This window comes from Porphyrobacter sp. TH134 (assembly GCF_002855495.1).
Taxonomy (GTDB): domain Bacteria; phylum Pseudomonadota; class Alphaproteobacteria; order Sphingomonadales; family Sphingomonadaceae; genus Erythrobacter.
Genome location: NZ_PKRO01000021.1, coordinates 1 through 14667 on the forward strand (window position 1 = coordinate 1; position 14667 = coordinate 14667).

The window sequence follows — 14667 nt, forward strand, 5'->3', positions numbered from 1 at the left end:
CCCGCTCGGGCTACGCCCTCCCAGCGCTCGCCAAGGCGCGGATCAAGTGGCCTGATTTTGCGCCGCCCAATGGCCGACTTTTACTCCGCCGTTGACAGTCCACAGGGGCGCATGGGCACTTAGCCACGCATGAACCTCTCCCATCATGGGGCCGCCTTCCTCAAGTGAGGAGGCGCTCAGCAGCACCAGGCGCCCGGGAACCTGCGAAACCGCCCGTTCAAGAAACGGACGCATGACGGACAGATGCTCGGTCTGGTCGGTCGGAGCGACGAGATAGACGGCGCCAACTCCCTCGAGCGCATCGATGTGGGTCGCCGGGTCATTCCATTCGAAGCGAAGCTGATCGGGCGATAGAGGGTTTCGTGCCGCGATCCGCACCTCAACGCCCCGAAGTGCCAGCTGGCTGGCGACAAGCTGCCCCGTCTTGCCGGTGCCGCCGGTTATCAGGATCCGGTCATGCATGGTCCGCATCCCCGCCCGTCAGCGCATCGACGAACGCGGCACCTTTCGTGGCGCGCAGCACAGCGATCGGGTTCCAGTAATCGCGGTAGTGAACGATACGACCGCCTTGGGTGCGGATCACCGAGATATAGCGTTGATCATAGGGATCGCCTGTCGCAACGCCGTGACCGAACCCTTCGAACTCGAGGATGACCATGCCGGGATCGGTCGACGGGTGAACGTCCGGCTCACCCATCCGGTCGAAGGCAATCAGGCTCGCCGCCATTTCCAGATGGCGGGCGATGGCATCCCGGCCATCAAGACGGACAGGCAAGCCGGGCGGCGCATAGGGGAATTCCATCACCGCGTGTTCGGCCAGCATATCGGTAAAGGAACAAGCGCCCGGGTCGATCCTGTCACCGAGAGCGCTGCGAAGCATGGCCGAGAAGCTTTGAATATCTTCACTCATGATCTATCTCCGATTCGTCGGAACGATTGCGTTCCGTCCATAGATAGGGGATTTTCGATGGAACGCAACCGTTCCGACGATGTCGCATCCAGAAGCCGTTCGCCAAGCGGCGCGGCTGTCATGCGTGCCGATGTCACGGATGCGCTGACCCGCGCGTTCTTCGAGGAGTGGGCGCGCGCCGGTTATTCCGGCCTGAGCCTCGAGCGTGTCGCCCGCTCGGCCGGGGTCGGCAAGGCTGCGCTCTATCGGCGTTGGCCCGAGAAGTTTGCGATGGCCGGCGACCTTCTGTCGCGTGCCGGGCTGACGATAACCGATGTCGGCGACCAAGGGTCGCTCGAGGGTGATCTGGAAGCTGTTTTGCTCGCGCTTCGCCGGGTGCTGCGGCATCCCCTGATCAGGCGGATCATCACGGATCTCCATGCGGAGATTGAGCGCACGCCAGCGCTGGAAGCTGCCATACGGCCATTCCAGCGCGCAAGACGCGAGCGGATCAATGGCTTGCTCGATCGCGCCATAGCAAGAGGCGAGTTGCCGCCTTCAGTGGACCGCGAAACAGCAGCCGATCTCGTCGCGGCACCGCTTTACTGGCGCATGGCTGTTCTGGGTGGTCGATCCGACAGGCACCACATTGCCCGCCTCGCCCGCATGCTCGCCGCTGCCCTTCGCGCAGATGGATGATCTGCCGCGAAACTCAGTGTTCCGCTCTGCTGCGCCTGATTCCGCAACGAAAACTGAGACACAAATCTGGGCGAACCGATTTGATCTGGTTATCCTGCTGATATGAGCAAGCCGCATTATCTGGATGCGCTCGGCAGGGTTGGGGTTTTGTCCGCGCTGTCGCAGTTCGATCCCCATGTTGCAGGCACGCCGCCGCTGGAGCTTGATCTCGCTGACAGCGACATCGATGTACTGTGCCACGCGCCCGATCCGGTACGCTTCGTTTGCGCCATATGGACGGCTTTTGGCGAATATTCGGATTTCTCGGCCCGGCAACGGAAAGCGGGTGACCGCCCGGTGATCGCGCAATTCAGCGCCGAGGGCTGGGTGTTTGAAGTTTTCGGGGGCGTGCAGCCCGTGCGCAACCAGATCGGCTGGCGCCACTTTCGCATCGAACAGCGGCTGCTATCGCTGGGCGGAGCCACGCTCCGCACCCTTATCATGGAACAGCGACGCAGTGGCCTGAAGACTGAGCCCGCGTTTGCCGCGGTGCTCAATCTTCCCGGCGATCCTTACGAGGCTTTGCTGGCGATCGAGACATGGTCGGACGAGGCGCTGAACGGCCTGCTGGCCGGGGTCTGCACGACGCCAAGCTGGACGGGTCATTGACCTTTGCAGCGTTTACAACGGGCACCCAGCCGCACCCGCGCCGCTGCTGTCACGGCGGGCATACAAGTCACCACCGTCAAGTCACGCCTATCGTGTCGCCCCAGAAGGTCGAGGTGCGCCGCATCGGCAGCGTAAAATGCTTACGGGCATTACCTTCTGTGCCGATGACATGCCATCTGTCCCGGAGGACTCAGAAATCGTAAGTCAGTGATGCCTTGAAGGTCCGCGGCGCGCCCAGTTGAAGGTCCGGACGAAAGCTGTCGAAGGCAGAGGCCCAATAATCGGCATCTGCCACATTATCGAGCGTTGCCCGTAAGGTTAGCGGGCGATCAGCCACCACCGCCACATATCGAAGTCCCAGATCAACGCGCGTCCAATCCTCAAGGAAGAGCGTGTTGCCGATGTTCGCGGCCTGATCGCCGGTGTGGACGACGCGGCCCGTAAGCGTCAGCGCTGGAATGAAGGGCACATCCCATTCGAGATTGGCGTTGAGCAGATATTCCGGCACGCCGACGGCCTGATTGCCTTCGTTGACGCCGTTCTGGGTGCGCCGCAGCTTGGCATCGATGACCGAGCCACCCGCAATCAACCGCAGACCTTGGGACAGCTCACCGGCAATAGTGAATTCCACCCCGCGATTGCGCTGGATTCCAAATGGCCCGAATTCGAGCGCGCCCGCCTGATCCGGGGCGGATCGCAGGATCGCAGTCTCCCGGTCGATCTGGAACAGGGCAAGGCTCATGTCGATACCGCCCAGCGCCAGTTTGCCGCCGATTTCATATTGCTCGGAAACGAAGGGCGGCAGGATCTCGCCAGCATTCGTGACGGGAAGGTCCGCCCCGCCAGCGGGGTTCGGACCGCTCACGGGTGCGACATCGCCCTGTACCAGTGCTTCGATCCGGTTGGCGTACAGCGAAAGGCCTGCCGCCGGCTTGACCACAAGGCCGAACACCGGGGTGATCTTGTCCTCGTCATACGCGTTGGTCAGAGCGCCGGTCTCGTTAGAAAAGGACCTGACATTGATTGATTGCACCCGGAGCCCAGCGGTCAGGAAAATGCGATCATCCCAGAAGCCGAGTGTGTCCGAGATGAATCCGCTCGTAAGCCGCGTGCGGCCCGCAGGGCGGGGATTGTCGAGATCGCCAGATGCAAAGGTCACTGTGCTGGAAGGCGTGACCTCTACCGGCGCATAGAGATTGTTGCTTTGGGCCGAAAGCGCGAAGAATTCGAAGGCATTGCGGTTGACCAGCCAGTTGATCGAACCGCCTGCGTTCACCTCGTGGGTTATGTTGCTTGTCGCGAATTTCGCGCGGACTCCCGCCGTGGCCGCCTCGTTGTTGTCGGTGCGCGGGATGAAGGAACTGCCAACCGTCATCTCGCCGGTCGCCGCGTTGACGAGACCAGGCGTGCTGTAGATGCCCTCTTCAGCACCGTCGCGCGCGCCGAACGCGGCATACGCCATCACGTCTTTGGCGATGTCATACTCGATGCGCGCCTGCCCGAAGATGTCGCGCAGCGTTGTGAACTGCCAGGGCTGGCCGAAATTGGTTTCGGCGTCGGGCGCAGCGGGAATTGCTGACACGGAATTGATCTGCAGCTTGGGCCGGAAGTGCGACACCTTGACGCGCTGGTAAGCGAGATCGAGCGAGGCCCGAAGCGGCCCCGAATTGTAGTCTATGCCCGCGCCCAGCACATAGGCGCTCCGGAACTCGTCGTCGATCGCCACATCACCGCTGCGTGCCGTGCCATTCACGCGAATGCCCCACTCGCCGTTCGCGCCCATCCGGCGCGCGATGTCGAAGCTGCCACCGATATGCTCGGGCGCGGTAAAGCCCACCGTCGCCCGGTTGAGATCATTCTCACCCGCGCGCTTGGGAACCAGATTGACGCTGCCGCCGATCCCGGTCCCCCCCGGCGCCGCACCGTTGAGAAAGGCACTCGCGCCGTTGAGAACCTGCACAGACTGGTAAAGTTCGGGTGCGACCAACTGGCGCGGCATGATGCCGTAAAGCCCGTCATAGCCAATATCGTCGCCTGCGAGCGCGAAGCCGCGGATCACGAACAATTCGCCGGCGATGCCGAAGCCGGTGGTGGTGCGGATCGTCGGGTCGTTTTCCAGCACCTGCCCCAGCGTCTGGGGCTGCTGGTTGAGAATCAGCGCCTCGTTATAGCTTCGGATGCTGAAGGGCACGTCGGCAGCGTCCTTGTTGCCCAGTACCCCCGCGCTGCCTTGCTGTTCGACCCCGGACTGGTTGGCGCGCTGGGCGGTAACGACGATGACATTTGTATCCTCGCCGCGCTCCTGCGCGGCGGCCGGGATGGCAAGCCCGGTAAGGCCAAGCCCAGTAAGGCCAAGCGACGTGGCAAGCAGCAGGCGCCGGCGATAGGGAAGGGTGGTCACGGTCGATGATCCTTGTGAATGCAGGTTGGCGAGGGTCAGGTCCGGCGCCGGGCCATCGCCCAGATCACGGTTGCAAGCGGTGCGGCGAGTACGGTCCATGCCGCTGCGTCTCGCCATCCGTCTCCGGTCAGCGCGATGGTCAGGCCCGCCAGACCGGCGGTGAAGATCGCCAGCGGCCATGCGAGAATGGCAGAGGTCGGGCGCGGACGCCTCATTCGGCGGGCTCTGCAAGTGATGCCCCGGCAAACTCTGGCGCGAGCGTAGCCGCGCCGGCGCGGCGCTTGGCCAGCCACAGATAGAGGCCTGTGCCCAGTACATGGATGGTGAACAGTGTCAGCGCCGCCCACAACAGCTTCAGGGGCAGGCCGCCGTAATCGCCGAAATGCAGCGGACGTGAAAGCGAGAGCGCCTGATAATACCACGGCATCGGACGGGCGGCGGTAAACTCGCCCGTTTCCGCATCGATAAGGGCCGGGGTCAGCAACCGCTCGGTCAGGGCCGTGTCACCCTGAAAGAACACGGCGTAGTGATAGTTGGAACTGAATGTGCCGCCCGGAAAGGCAATGAATTGCGGATTGTTGCCAGGCAGGGCTGCGCGCGCTGCGGCCATGGCCGTGTCGAGTGAGCCATAGCGCGCCGGGTCGAGCGGTTCGCGTCCGGCATAGGCCTGGGTCATCGCCGCCAGTTCAGTGGTTTTCCAGCTTTTTTCTATCGGAACCGCGAGCGCGTTTATCACGCCTGTTAGCCCCACCACCAACATCCAGGCAAGCCCGACGATGCCCAGGAGATTGTGATAGTCGAGCCACTTCGTGCGGCGGCTGCGCGAAATGCGCAGCGTGCCAAAGGCCAGCTTGCGCATGAACGGGACGTAAAGCACCACGCCCGATACCAGCGCTGTCACGAACGCTGCGCCCATTGCGCCCAGAAAAAGCATTCCCGGCAGGCCCAGAAACATATCGGTGTGCAGTTGCAGGATGAAGTGCATCACCGCGTCCACACCTTGGGCGCTATCCTCCGATATCGCCCCGATCAGCTCGCCGGTCGAACGGTCGAAGGACTGGATCGTCATCTCCGTCTCCGGCGAATCAGGCCTGGGGCCGGTGGTGATCGTCATTGCGGGCTGGTCATTGTCGAACGCCATGTAGAGCGGCACTTCGCCCGGCCGGTTCGCCAGCGCGCGGGCCAACATCGCGTCAAGCGGCATCAGTCCTTCGGCATTACCTGATGAGCCAACATCGGGCATGCCGAATACAGGCTGCTCTTCGGCAAGCCAGTCGATCTCGTCATGAAAAATCAGCGGCAGTCCGGTAATGCACAGCATTAGCAGAAAGGCAGTGCACACGAGGCTGGACCACTTGTGCACCCAGACCCAAGCCTTGATGGTTCCGCGGCTCATGTCGGCTGCCGCTCTGCAAAAGCACGCCGAAAAGCACCGCCTGACCCGATGGTTGCGATCGCACCAACCGCGTGCAGACAGAATCTGTTGGAGAGGACGCCGTTCATGGGCGGACTGCTAGCCAAAAGCCCCATCCATGTAAATGCGGATCATTCGCAAAAATATTCGTAAGGTGGCGGGTTTTCTGCTTCCCTGACCGATGCATTCCGATCCTGCTGCGCAGGGTCTTCGCCAAAGAGGGATGCAAGCGGGTGCGAGCGCGGACAGGATTATATCGAGAGCCCGGCCAGCCGCTCAGCTGACCGGGCACTAGGGCTATGGCGATCAGGCCGGGGTCGACACGTCGAGGCTGACGGCGATGTTCCCGCGCACGGCATGCGAATAAGGGCACACGGTATCGGCTTCAGCGACGAGCGCCTGCGCCTCAGCCGCGCTCAGCCCCGGCAGCACGATCGCGAGCGTGACGGCAAGGCCAAATCCCTTGTCGGCGCGCGGGCCGATCCCCACCGTGGCGCTGACGCTGGCATCGGCCGGAACCTTGGCATGTTTGCCCTGCGTGCCCACGAACTTCATCGCGCTGAGGAAACAGGCGGCAAAGCCAGCGGCAAACAGCTGTTCGGGATTGTTGCCTTGGCCGTTGCCGCCAAGTTCCCTCGGCGTTGCCAGCGCCACTTCAAACGTTCCGTCATCGGTGCGCGCGCGGCCATCGCGGCCTCCGGTCGCGGTGGCGCGGGTGGTGTAGAGGATCTTCGTCATAGCTTAGTTCCTTGTGTGAGCGGGTGGGGGATGTCAGTTGCCGAAGGCATCACGAAGACGTGCTGCCCCCTGTGCGATAGCGGCGCGGGCCGGTTCGCTTGCGGCCAGCGCGTTGAGCATCACGAAATCATGCATCGTTCCGTTGAAGCGGGTGGTTGCGACCGGCACGCCGGCTTCGATCAGGCGTCGGCCATAGGCCTCGCCCTCGTCACGCAGCAGATCGTTCTCCGCCACGATGATGGTCGCCGCAGGCAGGCCCGAAAGCTGCTGTCTTGAAGCGCGCAGCGGGAAGGCCAGCACATCCTCGCGATTTTCTGCGGGGAAGTTCGCTTCGAGGAAGTAGTCCATCGCCTTGCGGGTCAGGAACGGGCCGTCGCCAAAGGCGCGGTAGGACGCATTGTCGGAGACATCATCGGTGACCGGATAGAACAGCAACTGGTGGCTGATGGTGGGGCCGGCACGGTCCTTGGCCATCATCGTGACGGCGATGGCCATGTTGCCCCCCGCGCTGTCACCCGCCACCGCCAGCCGTGCGGGATCAATGCCCAGCGCCGCGCCGTTCGCCGAAACATATTCGAGCGCGGCATAGGCTTGTTCGTTATTCACCGGATAGCGGACCTCGGGAGCGTTGTCGTATTCGACGAAAACGACTGCGGCACGGGTCTGCACCGCCAGCTCTCGGATCAGGTGATCATGTGTGTTGCGGTCGCCCATGACCCACCCGCCGCCATGGTAGTAAAGCACAGCGGGCAACGCGGCTTCGGCATCGGCGGGCCGGACAATGCGAATCCGCACCTTGCCGGTCGGGCCGACGTTCCAGACCAGGTCCTGCGTGGTGGTGGGAGCCGAAGCGCCCACCTTGTCAGCCTGCACGCTTGCAAGCACGGCGCGGGCATCGGGATAGGACAGATCATAAATCGGCCGCCCGGCAGCGGCAGCTTCGGCAAAGGCTGCGGCAGATGGTTCCAGCGTCTCGGCAAAAGCGGGGACAGGCGACAGGGTCAGCATTGCGCTGGAGGCGAAGGTGGTCAGCAGGATCGACTTGGTCATGGCGTGGCTCCATTTCATATCGGTAACGATTAAATCGCGTACGATATAAATAGCCCGGAGCCGCGTTCTGTCAATCCTTGCGATTAAATCGTGTGCGATTTATATTGAATCCATGACCCAGACTCCCGCTTTCACCCCCATGGACGAACCGCTCGATGCGTTCCTGTGCTTTTCGGTCTATGCGGCGGGACTGGCATTCAACCGCGTCTACAAGCCGCTGCTCGATCCCTATGGCATCACCTATCCGCAATATCTCGCGCTGGTGGCGCTGAGCGGCAAGCAGGGGCAGACTGTCAGCGAGCTCGGCGAGAGACTGCATCTCGAATCGAACACCCTGACCCCGCTCATCAAGCGGCTCGAGGCGGCCGGACTGGTCACCCGCACGCGCGACAAACAGGATGAACGGGTTGTGCGGCTTGGCCTGACGCAGGCTGGTTCCAGTCTGGCAAAGACGGCCCTCGGTTGCGTTCCGGCCGAGGTTCTCAAGGCGACAGGCCTCAATCGCGCTGCACTGGCCGCCCTCAATGCCGAACTTGCCGCGCTGGGCAAGGCATTGCGAACAACTGCGGCCAGATAGGATCCGGGGGGCGGATTTTCGCCTCCAAGCCCTCCCAGATCCGCAACATTCCTTCGTGATTATGCCGCCGCTGAAGACCCAGCCGCAGCTTGTATGGCCGGCGCAGCACTGCTGATCGCGCTCTGCCTCGTACCGGGCACCTCAGCTTGCGCTTCTGACATCGGCACCCCCGAAAACGACTTGGTTGCGCGCAGGCGGCCGCGAGAGGCTGTACAGCATGCTCTCGCCCGCCGCGCTCACGCTGTCGAGGGCAGCGCGGTGCTCTTCGGAGAGCGTGAAACCAAGGGCATCAGCATTTTCGGTCACCTGCCCGGGCCGGCTGACACCCATCAGCGTCGAGGTAACACCGGGTCTGCCGATGACCCAGGCGAGGGCCACGCGTGCGGGCGTCTGTCCCGCCTCGGCAGCGATACGCTTTACCTCGTCCGCGATGCGCCAGTTCCGGTCTGTAAAAAGCATGTCGCCGAACGGGTTGTCACCATCAAGCCGCTTGTCTTTGTCCGGACGTTGCTGTTCTTCCCGGCCGCCGGCATTGGGAACGCCGTTCACACGCGGACCCGCCGCCTCGACAGCCGCACGATCATATTTGCCGGTGAGCAGACCATAGGCGAGCGGGCTCCATGGCATAAATCCCATGCCGAAAGCCTGTGCGAGGGGAAGGTGCTCGCTCTCCACGCTGCGGTCCGCAAGGGAATAGAAATATTGCAGGCCGACCGGCGCGGGCAGGCCCCGAACCGATGCAAGGGTCGCAAGCCGTGCTGCATACCAGGCGGGCGTATTGGAGATTCCCCAGTACCGCACTTTGCCCGCGCGGACGAGGTCCGCCATCGTCTGCAAAAGCTCGTCAGCCGGGGTGATCCCGTCCCAGACATGGATCCAATACAGGTCGATAAAATCGGTTCGCAGACGCTTCAGCGATGCATTGATCGAGGCATTGACGTGCTTTGCTCCATTTCCCCCTGCCAGCAGACCCCGACCGTTCGAGAACCCTGATTTGGTTGCGAGAACGATCTCCTCCCGCAAACCTCTTTCAGCGATGAAGGAACCGATGATCTCCTCGGACTGACCACCGGCATAGACGTCGGCGGTGTCGATGAAGTTGCCGCCCAGTTCATTGTATTTTTCCATGATTGCGCGGCTGCCGGTTTCGTCGAGGCCCCAACGGGGGGTGCCGAAGGTCATTGTCCCCAAGGCAAGCGGACTGACGAGCAGTCCCGATTGGCCGAGCGGCCGGTATGTGCGCAGGTTCATGACAGGCCCTCTTGTTTTGCGGGGACCATCTAGCTTTGGAATCAGCATGATATCAGGTACTGATTGCCGCATGGGTTGCTGAACGGAATTCATGAATGGACAAGGACATATGGGCAGGGCTCTCGGTATTCGCCGGGATCGCTGAATCCGGAAGCTTCGCAAAGGCAGCCATCCGGCTTGGCGTTTCGCCTTCTGCCCTGAGCCATGCCATGCGGAACCTCGAGACGCGGCTCGGTATCAGGCTGCTTGATCGCACGACCCGCTCGGTCTCTCCGACGGCAGCGGGCGAGACGCTGCTCGCCAGCCTGCAGCCGGCACTGGCTTCAGTTGAACAGGTGCTGGGCGTGCTGGATGCTGGCCGGAATGAGCCTGCGGGCAGCATCCGGATCAATGCACACCGCCCGGCCGCGGTCTACGTTGTCATGCCGCGCCTTTCGCGCCTCGCCGCCATTGCTCCCGGGGTGACAGTCGAGCTCGTCGTCAATGACGGCATGGTCGATATCGTCGCCGAGCGCTTCGATTGCGGGATCCGCCACGAGGGCAAGCTCCAGCAGGACATGATTGCGCTGCGGATCAGCGAGCCGATGCCCCTGATCTTCGTCGCCTCGGCGGCCTATCTCGCGTCGCATGGCATGCCTGACGGCCCGGATGATCTCGGCAATCATCGCTGCGTCGTCTATCGCCACACATCCTCAGGCGTGGTGCACCGCTGGGAATTCGAGCACGAGGGCCAGCGCATCGAGAAATCGGTGCAGGGTTCATTTGCGACCAACGATGTCGATCTCATGCGTGACGCCGTTGTCGCCGGCCTCGGGATCGGCTGTCTGTTGCGATCACAGGCCGAGCCGTTCCTGAAATCGGGCGATCTTGTCGAGGTACTGCCGGGACAGGCGCCCCCGCTTCCCGCCAATTACCTTTATTACCCGAGCAGACGACAGCCGACCGCGGCGTTCCGCGCCTTCCTCGAAGTCATGCGGGAATGAACACGGCGGGCCGCCTCGCTTGCCGCGTCCGTCAAGGGGCAGGAGACGCTCGCCCGTAATCCATGGCCTGCAAATCCGCGATCAGGCCCGGGCCCTTCGGCTCCCAGCCAAGCCTTGCTCTCGTCCAGTCGTTCGACGCTGCACCATTGCGGCCAATGAACATCGCCAGCCAGCCGAAATGGGCTTCGGCCTCGGCCGGTGAGAGGGAGACCAGCGGAAGATCGAGACCGGCGGCGACTGCTTCGGCGATCTTCCGGAAAGGGACGCCCGGCTCGCCCACGGCATGATAGGTCTCGCCTCGCGACCCTCGCTCCAGCACTGCGGCAAACATCCGCCCGACATCGCTGACATGCGCCGCCGCCCAGCGATCATCGCCTGCGCCGACATAACCGGCGAAGCCTGACGCGCGGGCGTGGTCGACGTAGAAGCTGATGAGGCCCTGCCTGACCGGATCATGCACCTGGGAAAGCCGGATGATCCGCACATCGACGCCCGAGGCGAGAACCGACCTTGCGGCAATCTCGGTCGCGACGCGGGGGATGGGCGCGGCGGCGTTGAACACGGTTTCCAGCGCCGGCTCGCCATCCTCGCTGTCACCGACCACGGTGGCCGAAGTAACAATGAGCGGCCGGTCAGAGCCCTGCAACGCCGCGCCAAGCGCGGTGATTACGCGGTGATCCTTTTCGCAGTTGGCCGCATAGTTCGCAAAATCATGGTCAAAGGCGGTGTGGATGACCGCGTCAGCCTGCGCTGCCCCTGTCCGGAGGCTCTCCAGATCCTCGATCGCCCCCAAATGCGGGCGGACACCAGCGGCCTCGAGTTGGCGCCTGCCGCTTTCGGAGCGTGTCAGCCCCACAACCTCGTGCCCCGCGGTCAGAAGTTCAGGAATGATGCGCGAGCCGACGAAGCCGGTCGCGCCTGTCAAAAATACACGCATCAGGCGCCTTTCACGATAGTTGCGAGGCCCTTTTTGGCATAGAGAATACCCTGTTAAAGTAGTGACTTTATCATGTTATAATGGCTGACAGGATCCCGATGCCCGAAAGCAGCAGCACAACCACACCGCTCGGCGCTTTTCTCAGGGACCGGCGCACACGGATGGATCCGGCGTCATTCGGCTTCGGTGGGCGACGACGCACGCCGGGCCTGCGCCGGGAGGAAGTGGCGCAGCGCGCCAATATCTCACCGACCTGGTACACCTGGCTCGAACAGGGGAGGGGCGGGGCGCCGTCCGCCGATGTGCTCGACCGTCTCGCCAATGGACTGATGCTGACCGCTCCCGAGCGTGAGCACCTGTTTCTGCTTGCGCTCGGGCGGCCACCGGCGGTGACCTATTCCCGGCCCGATCATGTCACGCCGCGGCTGCAACGGGTGCTCGACGCGCTGCCGAACAGCCCGGCGATCATCAGGACGGCCACATGGGACGTGATCGCCTGGAACACGGCGGCGACCCGGCTGCTCACCGATTACGGCAAGCTCCCGCGCGAGGAACGCAATGTCCTGCGTCTGATCTTCACCAACTCTGCCAGCATGGCGGCGCAGGAGGATTGGTGGAGTATCGCGCGTTATGTCGTGGGCGCCTTTCGGGCCGATGCAGCCCGCGCCGGGGCGACCGCAGAAATCACGGCCTTCGTTGACGAGCTGTGTCGTATCAGCCCCGAGTTTAAGAGCCTGTGGCGCGAGAATGCGGTGGCTGACCATGCCGACGGAAGGAAACGTCTGCGGCACCCGGAACTGGGGCTGATCGAACTCGAATTCTCGATGTTTGCCGTTGAGGGGCGATCCGACCTGGGCATGCTGGTCTTCAATCCGGCGACGCCCGATAGCGCCGGGCGGATTGCAAGGCTGATGTGCACCTGAACCGGTGGCGGCGGCTTTATCCGGACATGATGATCTCGAAGCGGTCGGCGGGCATGATGGCCGTAAAGTAATGCTCTTCCGCCTCGTGCCATTGCCGCTCCCACGCACCGATGCTGCCTTCGCGCGCCAGCAGCCGGGCCTCGCGCTCAACGTCGCTAACAGTCATGAGAATACGCAGATCGAGCAGATCAGCCAGGTCCGGGCGGGCGGAATAGGTGCCTTCCAGCAGAATCACCGCACGCGGCCTCAGCCGTGACGCAAGAGCGCTCCGCGAGCCGTCGAAGGCATCCCAGTCGAACGGGTGCCAGCGCGCCTCTTTTCCGGCAAGCAGGGCTTCGATCACAGCCCGCTGCGCAGACGAGTCGATGCAGGCCGATGCACGCGACGCCGGGCTGTCATCACGAAGCGCTGTCCCTCCCGCATAGAAATCGTCCCCTTCGATCACGGCGGCATCCAGATCGCAGGCCAGCGCTGCGGCGAGAGTCGATTTGCCCGCTCCGCTCCTGCCGTCAATCGCAACGACAAGCGGACGCGCCTTTTGCCGCGCGTCCATGGCGATCCGGTCTGCCAGCAAGCGAGGCGAGCCGATATGCTCAGGCATTTCCGGTCCGCCCGCGGGGTGGCTTCCCAAAGGCTCTTTCGTAGGCCCAAAGTTCAGGACTTGCGCCCCGCCGCGTTCGCCAGCGCAATTGCGCTATCCTGCCGTCTGCCGGCGGGGCCGCTGATTGAGACTTCCTGTCAGGTCTGTCACGATAACCCCCCTGCCAGGACTTCGAGCTGGTTGAGGCACGTGCCCCAGCCATCGTGAAAACCCATCTCCTCGTGCTTGCGGCGATCGGCGTCTGACCGGTGGCGGACGATGATCCTGTACCATGTGCCGCTTTCTGCCGCGGTCATGGTGATGTCGACGGCCATGAAGCTTTCCGGATTGGGCCGGAACCCGGGGCCGAGAGCATCGGTCCAGACCAGCCGCTTTTCCGGCTCCGCCAGAAGCACGCATCCCGGCGTCTCGTCCATCTCGTCGCCCTCGGGTGAGGCCATGACAACCGAGAAGATGCCGCCGGGGCGCGGGTCGATCGCAGCGCGGGGTGCCTGCCATGGTTGCGGTGCGAACCATTGCGTGAGCAGCGCAGGGTCGGTCCATGCCCGCCACAACTGCGCCGGGGTGGCCTTGACCATGCGTTCCAGCACGAGGTCGAGCATGGGGTCGAGGGTTGCACCGGGCCCGGCTTCAGATGTCATTGCGGTGTTCCTTTTCATTGATGGTGGCGAGAAAGGCATCGAGGCGGTCAAGGCGCCCCTCCCAGAGTGAGCGTTGCTGGCCGAGCCAGCCTTCGGCGGCCTTGGCAGCTTCAGGCCTGAGCCGGCACGTCCGCACGCGCCCGCGCTTGCCGGACTCGATCCACCCACCCGCCTCAAGCACTTTCAGGTGCTTCATGAAGCTGGGCAGGGCCATCGCGTGCGGCGCGGCCAGCTCCGATACAGGTGCGGGGCCTGACGCTAGGCGGGCGATCACCGCGCGCCGCGTGGGATCGGCAAGGCCGTGGAAGATGGAATCAAGGTTAGCCATGTGGCTATCTAATGGCGCGACGCTGGCGCCGTCAAGATACTTAGCTGAATGGCTAGGTATCATGCAAGATCCGGGAGGGGCAGGCTTTCTCCCGCGCCCGAGCCGGTTTATCGGCATCAATCCGGCTATGCTGCGCCTTGCGATCGATACGGCACCACCTGCGCCCGCAAGTCGGGGACAAGCGACAACTCCATCAGGAAGACCAACAGGCGGAAGCGGTTGGCGCAGATCAACGCGTCCGGGCGGCTTGCGCCGCCCGCCAACTGCTGAATATTGTAGGAAAAATGGAGCGGGCGAAGGGATTCGAACCCTCGACCCCAACCTTGGCAAGGTTGTGCTCTACCCCTGAGCTACGCCCGCTCACTGGCGCTGACAGAAACCTGCGATGGCGTGGTTCCTGCCGGAGAGGCGGCGCGATTAGCAGCGCCTTGCCACACCTGCAAGCGCTAAATTGGTGCGATTGGGACTTGATCGCCTGTTCCATAGCCGCCAGCACATTTGGGCGCTTCACATCCTTGCACAAAGCCCCACATGACAGGCAAAGGCGTTGCGGCGCGCGGCGACACAGCAGGAGCATCTATCTTGGC

17 protein-coding genes and 1 tRNA gene are annotated in these 14667 nt (G+C 63.2%); 5 read left to right on the top strand and 13 right to left on the bottom strand.

The genetic code is table 11. From position 1 onward, the window contains the following. Positions 1-42: 42 nt before the first annotated feature. Both C0V72_RS10105 and C0V72_RS10110 read right to left on the bottom strand, forming a co-directional pair. A complete protein-coding gene (locus tag C0V72_RS10105) occupies positions 43-462 on the bottom strand; it encodes an SDR family oxidoreductase (RefSeq protein ID WP_143704566.1) in 420 nt (139 codons plus the stop codon). Next, a complete protein-coding gene (locus C0V72_RS10110) occupies positions 455-910 on the bottom strand; it encodes a nuclear transport factor 2 family protein (RefSeq protein WP_233999884.1) in 456 nt (151 codons plus the stop codon). Before C0V72_RS10110 ends, C0V72_RS10105 begins: the two co-directional genes overlap by 8 nt. Before the next feature lie 57 nt (positions 911-967). Here C0V72_RS10110 and C0V72_RS10115 point away from each other — a divergent pair, with 57 nt between their 5' ends. Next, entirely contained in the window at positions 968-1588 is a 621-nt protein-coding gene (locus C0V72_RS10115; RefSeq protein WP_233999885.1) for a TetR/AcrR family transcriptional regulator, read from the top strand. Positions 1589-1690: 102 nt separating this feature from the next. After that, the gene (locus tag C0V72_RS10120; protein WP_101794016.1) at positions 1691-2236 is read left to right on the top strand and encodes a DUF4269 domain-containing protein; all 546 of its coding nucleotides are present in this window, start codon (positions 1691-1693) and stop codon (positions 2234-2236) included. A 190-nt stretch (positions 2237-2426) separates the two neighbouring features. Here C0V72_RS10120 and C0V72_RS10125 read toward each other — a convergent pair whose 3' ends face one another. From C0V72_RS10125 to C0V72_RS10145, 5 genes are all read right to left on the bottom strand, one after another. After that, complete coding sequence (locus C0V72_RS10125) at positions 2427-4637, bottom strand: TonB-dependent receptor (RefSeq protein WP_233999893.1); 2211 nt, start codon at positions 4635-4637, stop codon at positions 2427-2429. Positions 4638-4672: 35 nt separating this feature from the next. Next, complete coding sequence (locus C0V72_RS10130; protein WP_101794018.1) at positions 4673-4852, bottom strand: hypothetical protein; 180 nt, start codon at positions 4850-4852, stop codon at positions 4673-4675. Continuing rightward, complete coding sequence (locus C0V72_RS10135; protein WP_101794019.1) at positions 4849-6033, bottom strand: PepSY-associated TM helix domain-containing protein; 1185 nt, start codon at positions 6031-6033, stop codon at positions 4849-4851. Before C0V72_RS10135 ends, C0V72_RS10130 begins: the two co-directional genes overlap by 4 nt. A 324-nt stretch (positions 6034-6357) precedes the next feature. Then, a complete protein-coding gene (locus C0V72_RS10140; protein WP_101794020.1) occupies positions 6358-6789 on the bottom strand; it encodes an organic hydroperoxide resistance protein in 432 nt (143 codons plus the stop codon). A gap of 33 nt (positions 6790-6822) precedes the next feature. Continuing rightward, positions 6823-7839: an alpha/beta hydrolase gene (locus C0V72_RS10145; RefSeq protein ID WP_101794021.1), complete on the bottom strand. Its 1017-nt coding sequence runs from the start codon at positions 7837-7839 to the stop codon at positions 6823-6825. 112 nt (positions 7840-7951) lie between these two features. Here C0V72_RS10145 and C0V72_RS10150 point away from each other — a divergent pair, with 112 nt between their 5' ends. Then, positions 7952-8416, top strand: a complete 465-nt coding sequence (locus C0V72_RS10150; RefSeq protein WP_101794022.1) for a MarR family winged helix-turn-helix transcriptional regulator — start codon at positions 7952-7954, stop codon at positions 8414-8416. Between the two features lie 141 nt (positions 8417-8557). On the opposite strand, the gene C0V72_RS10155 is transcribed toward C0V72_RS10150, so the two are convergent. Continuing rightward, on the bottom strand, positions 8558-9667 hold the full coding sequence (locus tag C0V72_RS10155) for an aldo/keto reductase (RefSeq protein WP_101794023.1): 1110 nt from the start codon (positions 9665-9667) through the stop codon (positions 8558-8560). 95 nt (positions 9668-9762) lie between these two features. Between C0V72_RS10155 and C0V72_RS10160 the strand changes: the two genes are divergently transcribed. Continuing rightward, positions 9763-10650, top strand: a complete 888-nt coding sequence (locus C0V72_RS10160; protein WP_101794024.1) for a LysR family transcriptional regulator — start codon at positions 9763-9765, stop codon at positions 10648-10650. A 31-nt stretch (positions 10651-10681) separates the two neighbouring features. Here C0V72_RS10160 and C0V72_RS10165 read toward each other — a convergent pair whose 3' ends face one another. Next, a complete protein-coding gene (locus C0V72_RS10165; protein ID WP_101794025.1) occupies positions 10682-11587 on the bottom strand; it encodes an SDR family oxidoreductase in 906 nt (301 codons plus the stop codon). A gap of 80 nt (positions 11588-11667) precedes the next feature. Here C0V72_RS10165 and C0V72_RS10170 point away from each other — a divergent pair, with 80 nt between their 5' ends. Then, complete coding sequence (locus C0V72_RS10170) at positions 11668-12510, top strand: helix-turn-helix transcriptional regulator (RefSeq protein WP_233999886.1); 843 nt, start codon at positions 11668-11670, stop codon at positions 12508-12510. 16 nt (positions 12511-12526) lie between these two features. Here C0V72_RS10170 and C0V72_RS10175 read toward each other — a convergent pair whose 3' ends face one another. From C0V72_RS10175 to C0V72_RS10190, 4 genes are all read right to left on the bottom strand, one after another. Then, positions 12527-13111: a uridine kinase family protein gene (locus C0V72_RS10175; protein WP_101794026.1), complete on the bottom strand. Its 585-nt coding sequence runs from the start codon at positions 13109-13111 to the stop codon at positions 12527-12529. 146 nt (positions 13112-13257) lie between these two features. Then, a complete protein-coding gene (locus tag C0V72_RS10180; protein WP_101794027.1) occupies positions 13258-13752 on the bottom strand; it encodes an SRPBCC family protein in 495 nt (164 codons plus the stop codon). Continuing rightward, positions 13742-14080 carry an ArsR/SmtB family transcription factor gene (locus C0V72_RS10185; protein ID WP_101794028.1) on the bottom strand — a complete coding sequence of 113 codons (339 nt, stop codon included), beginning with the start codon at positions 14078-14080 and terminating at the stop codon, positions 13742-13744. The genes C0V72_RS10180 and C0V72_RS10185 overlap by 11 nt, the downstream gene beginning before the upstream one ends. A gap of 285 nt (positions 14081-14365) precedes the next feature. Further along, positions 14366-14440, bottom strand: a tRNA-Gly gene (locus C0V72_RS10190). Positions 14441-14667 lie beyond the last annotated feature (227 nt).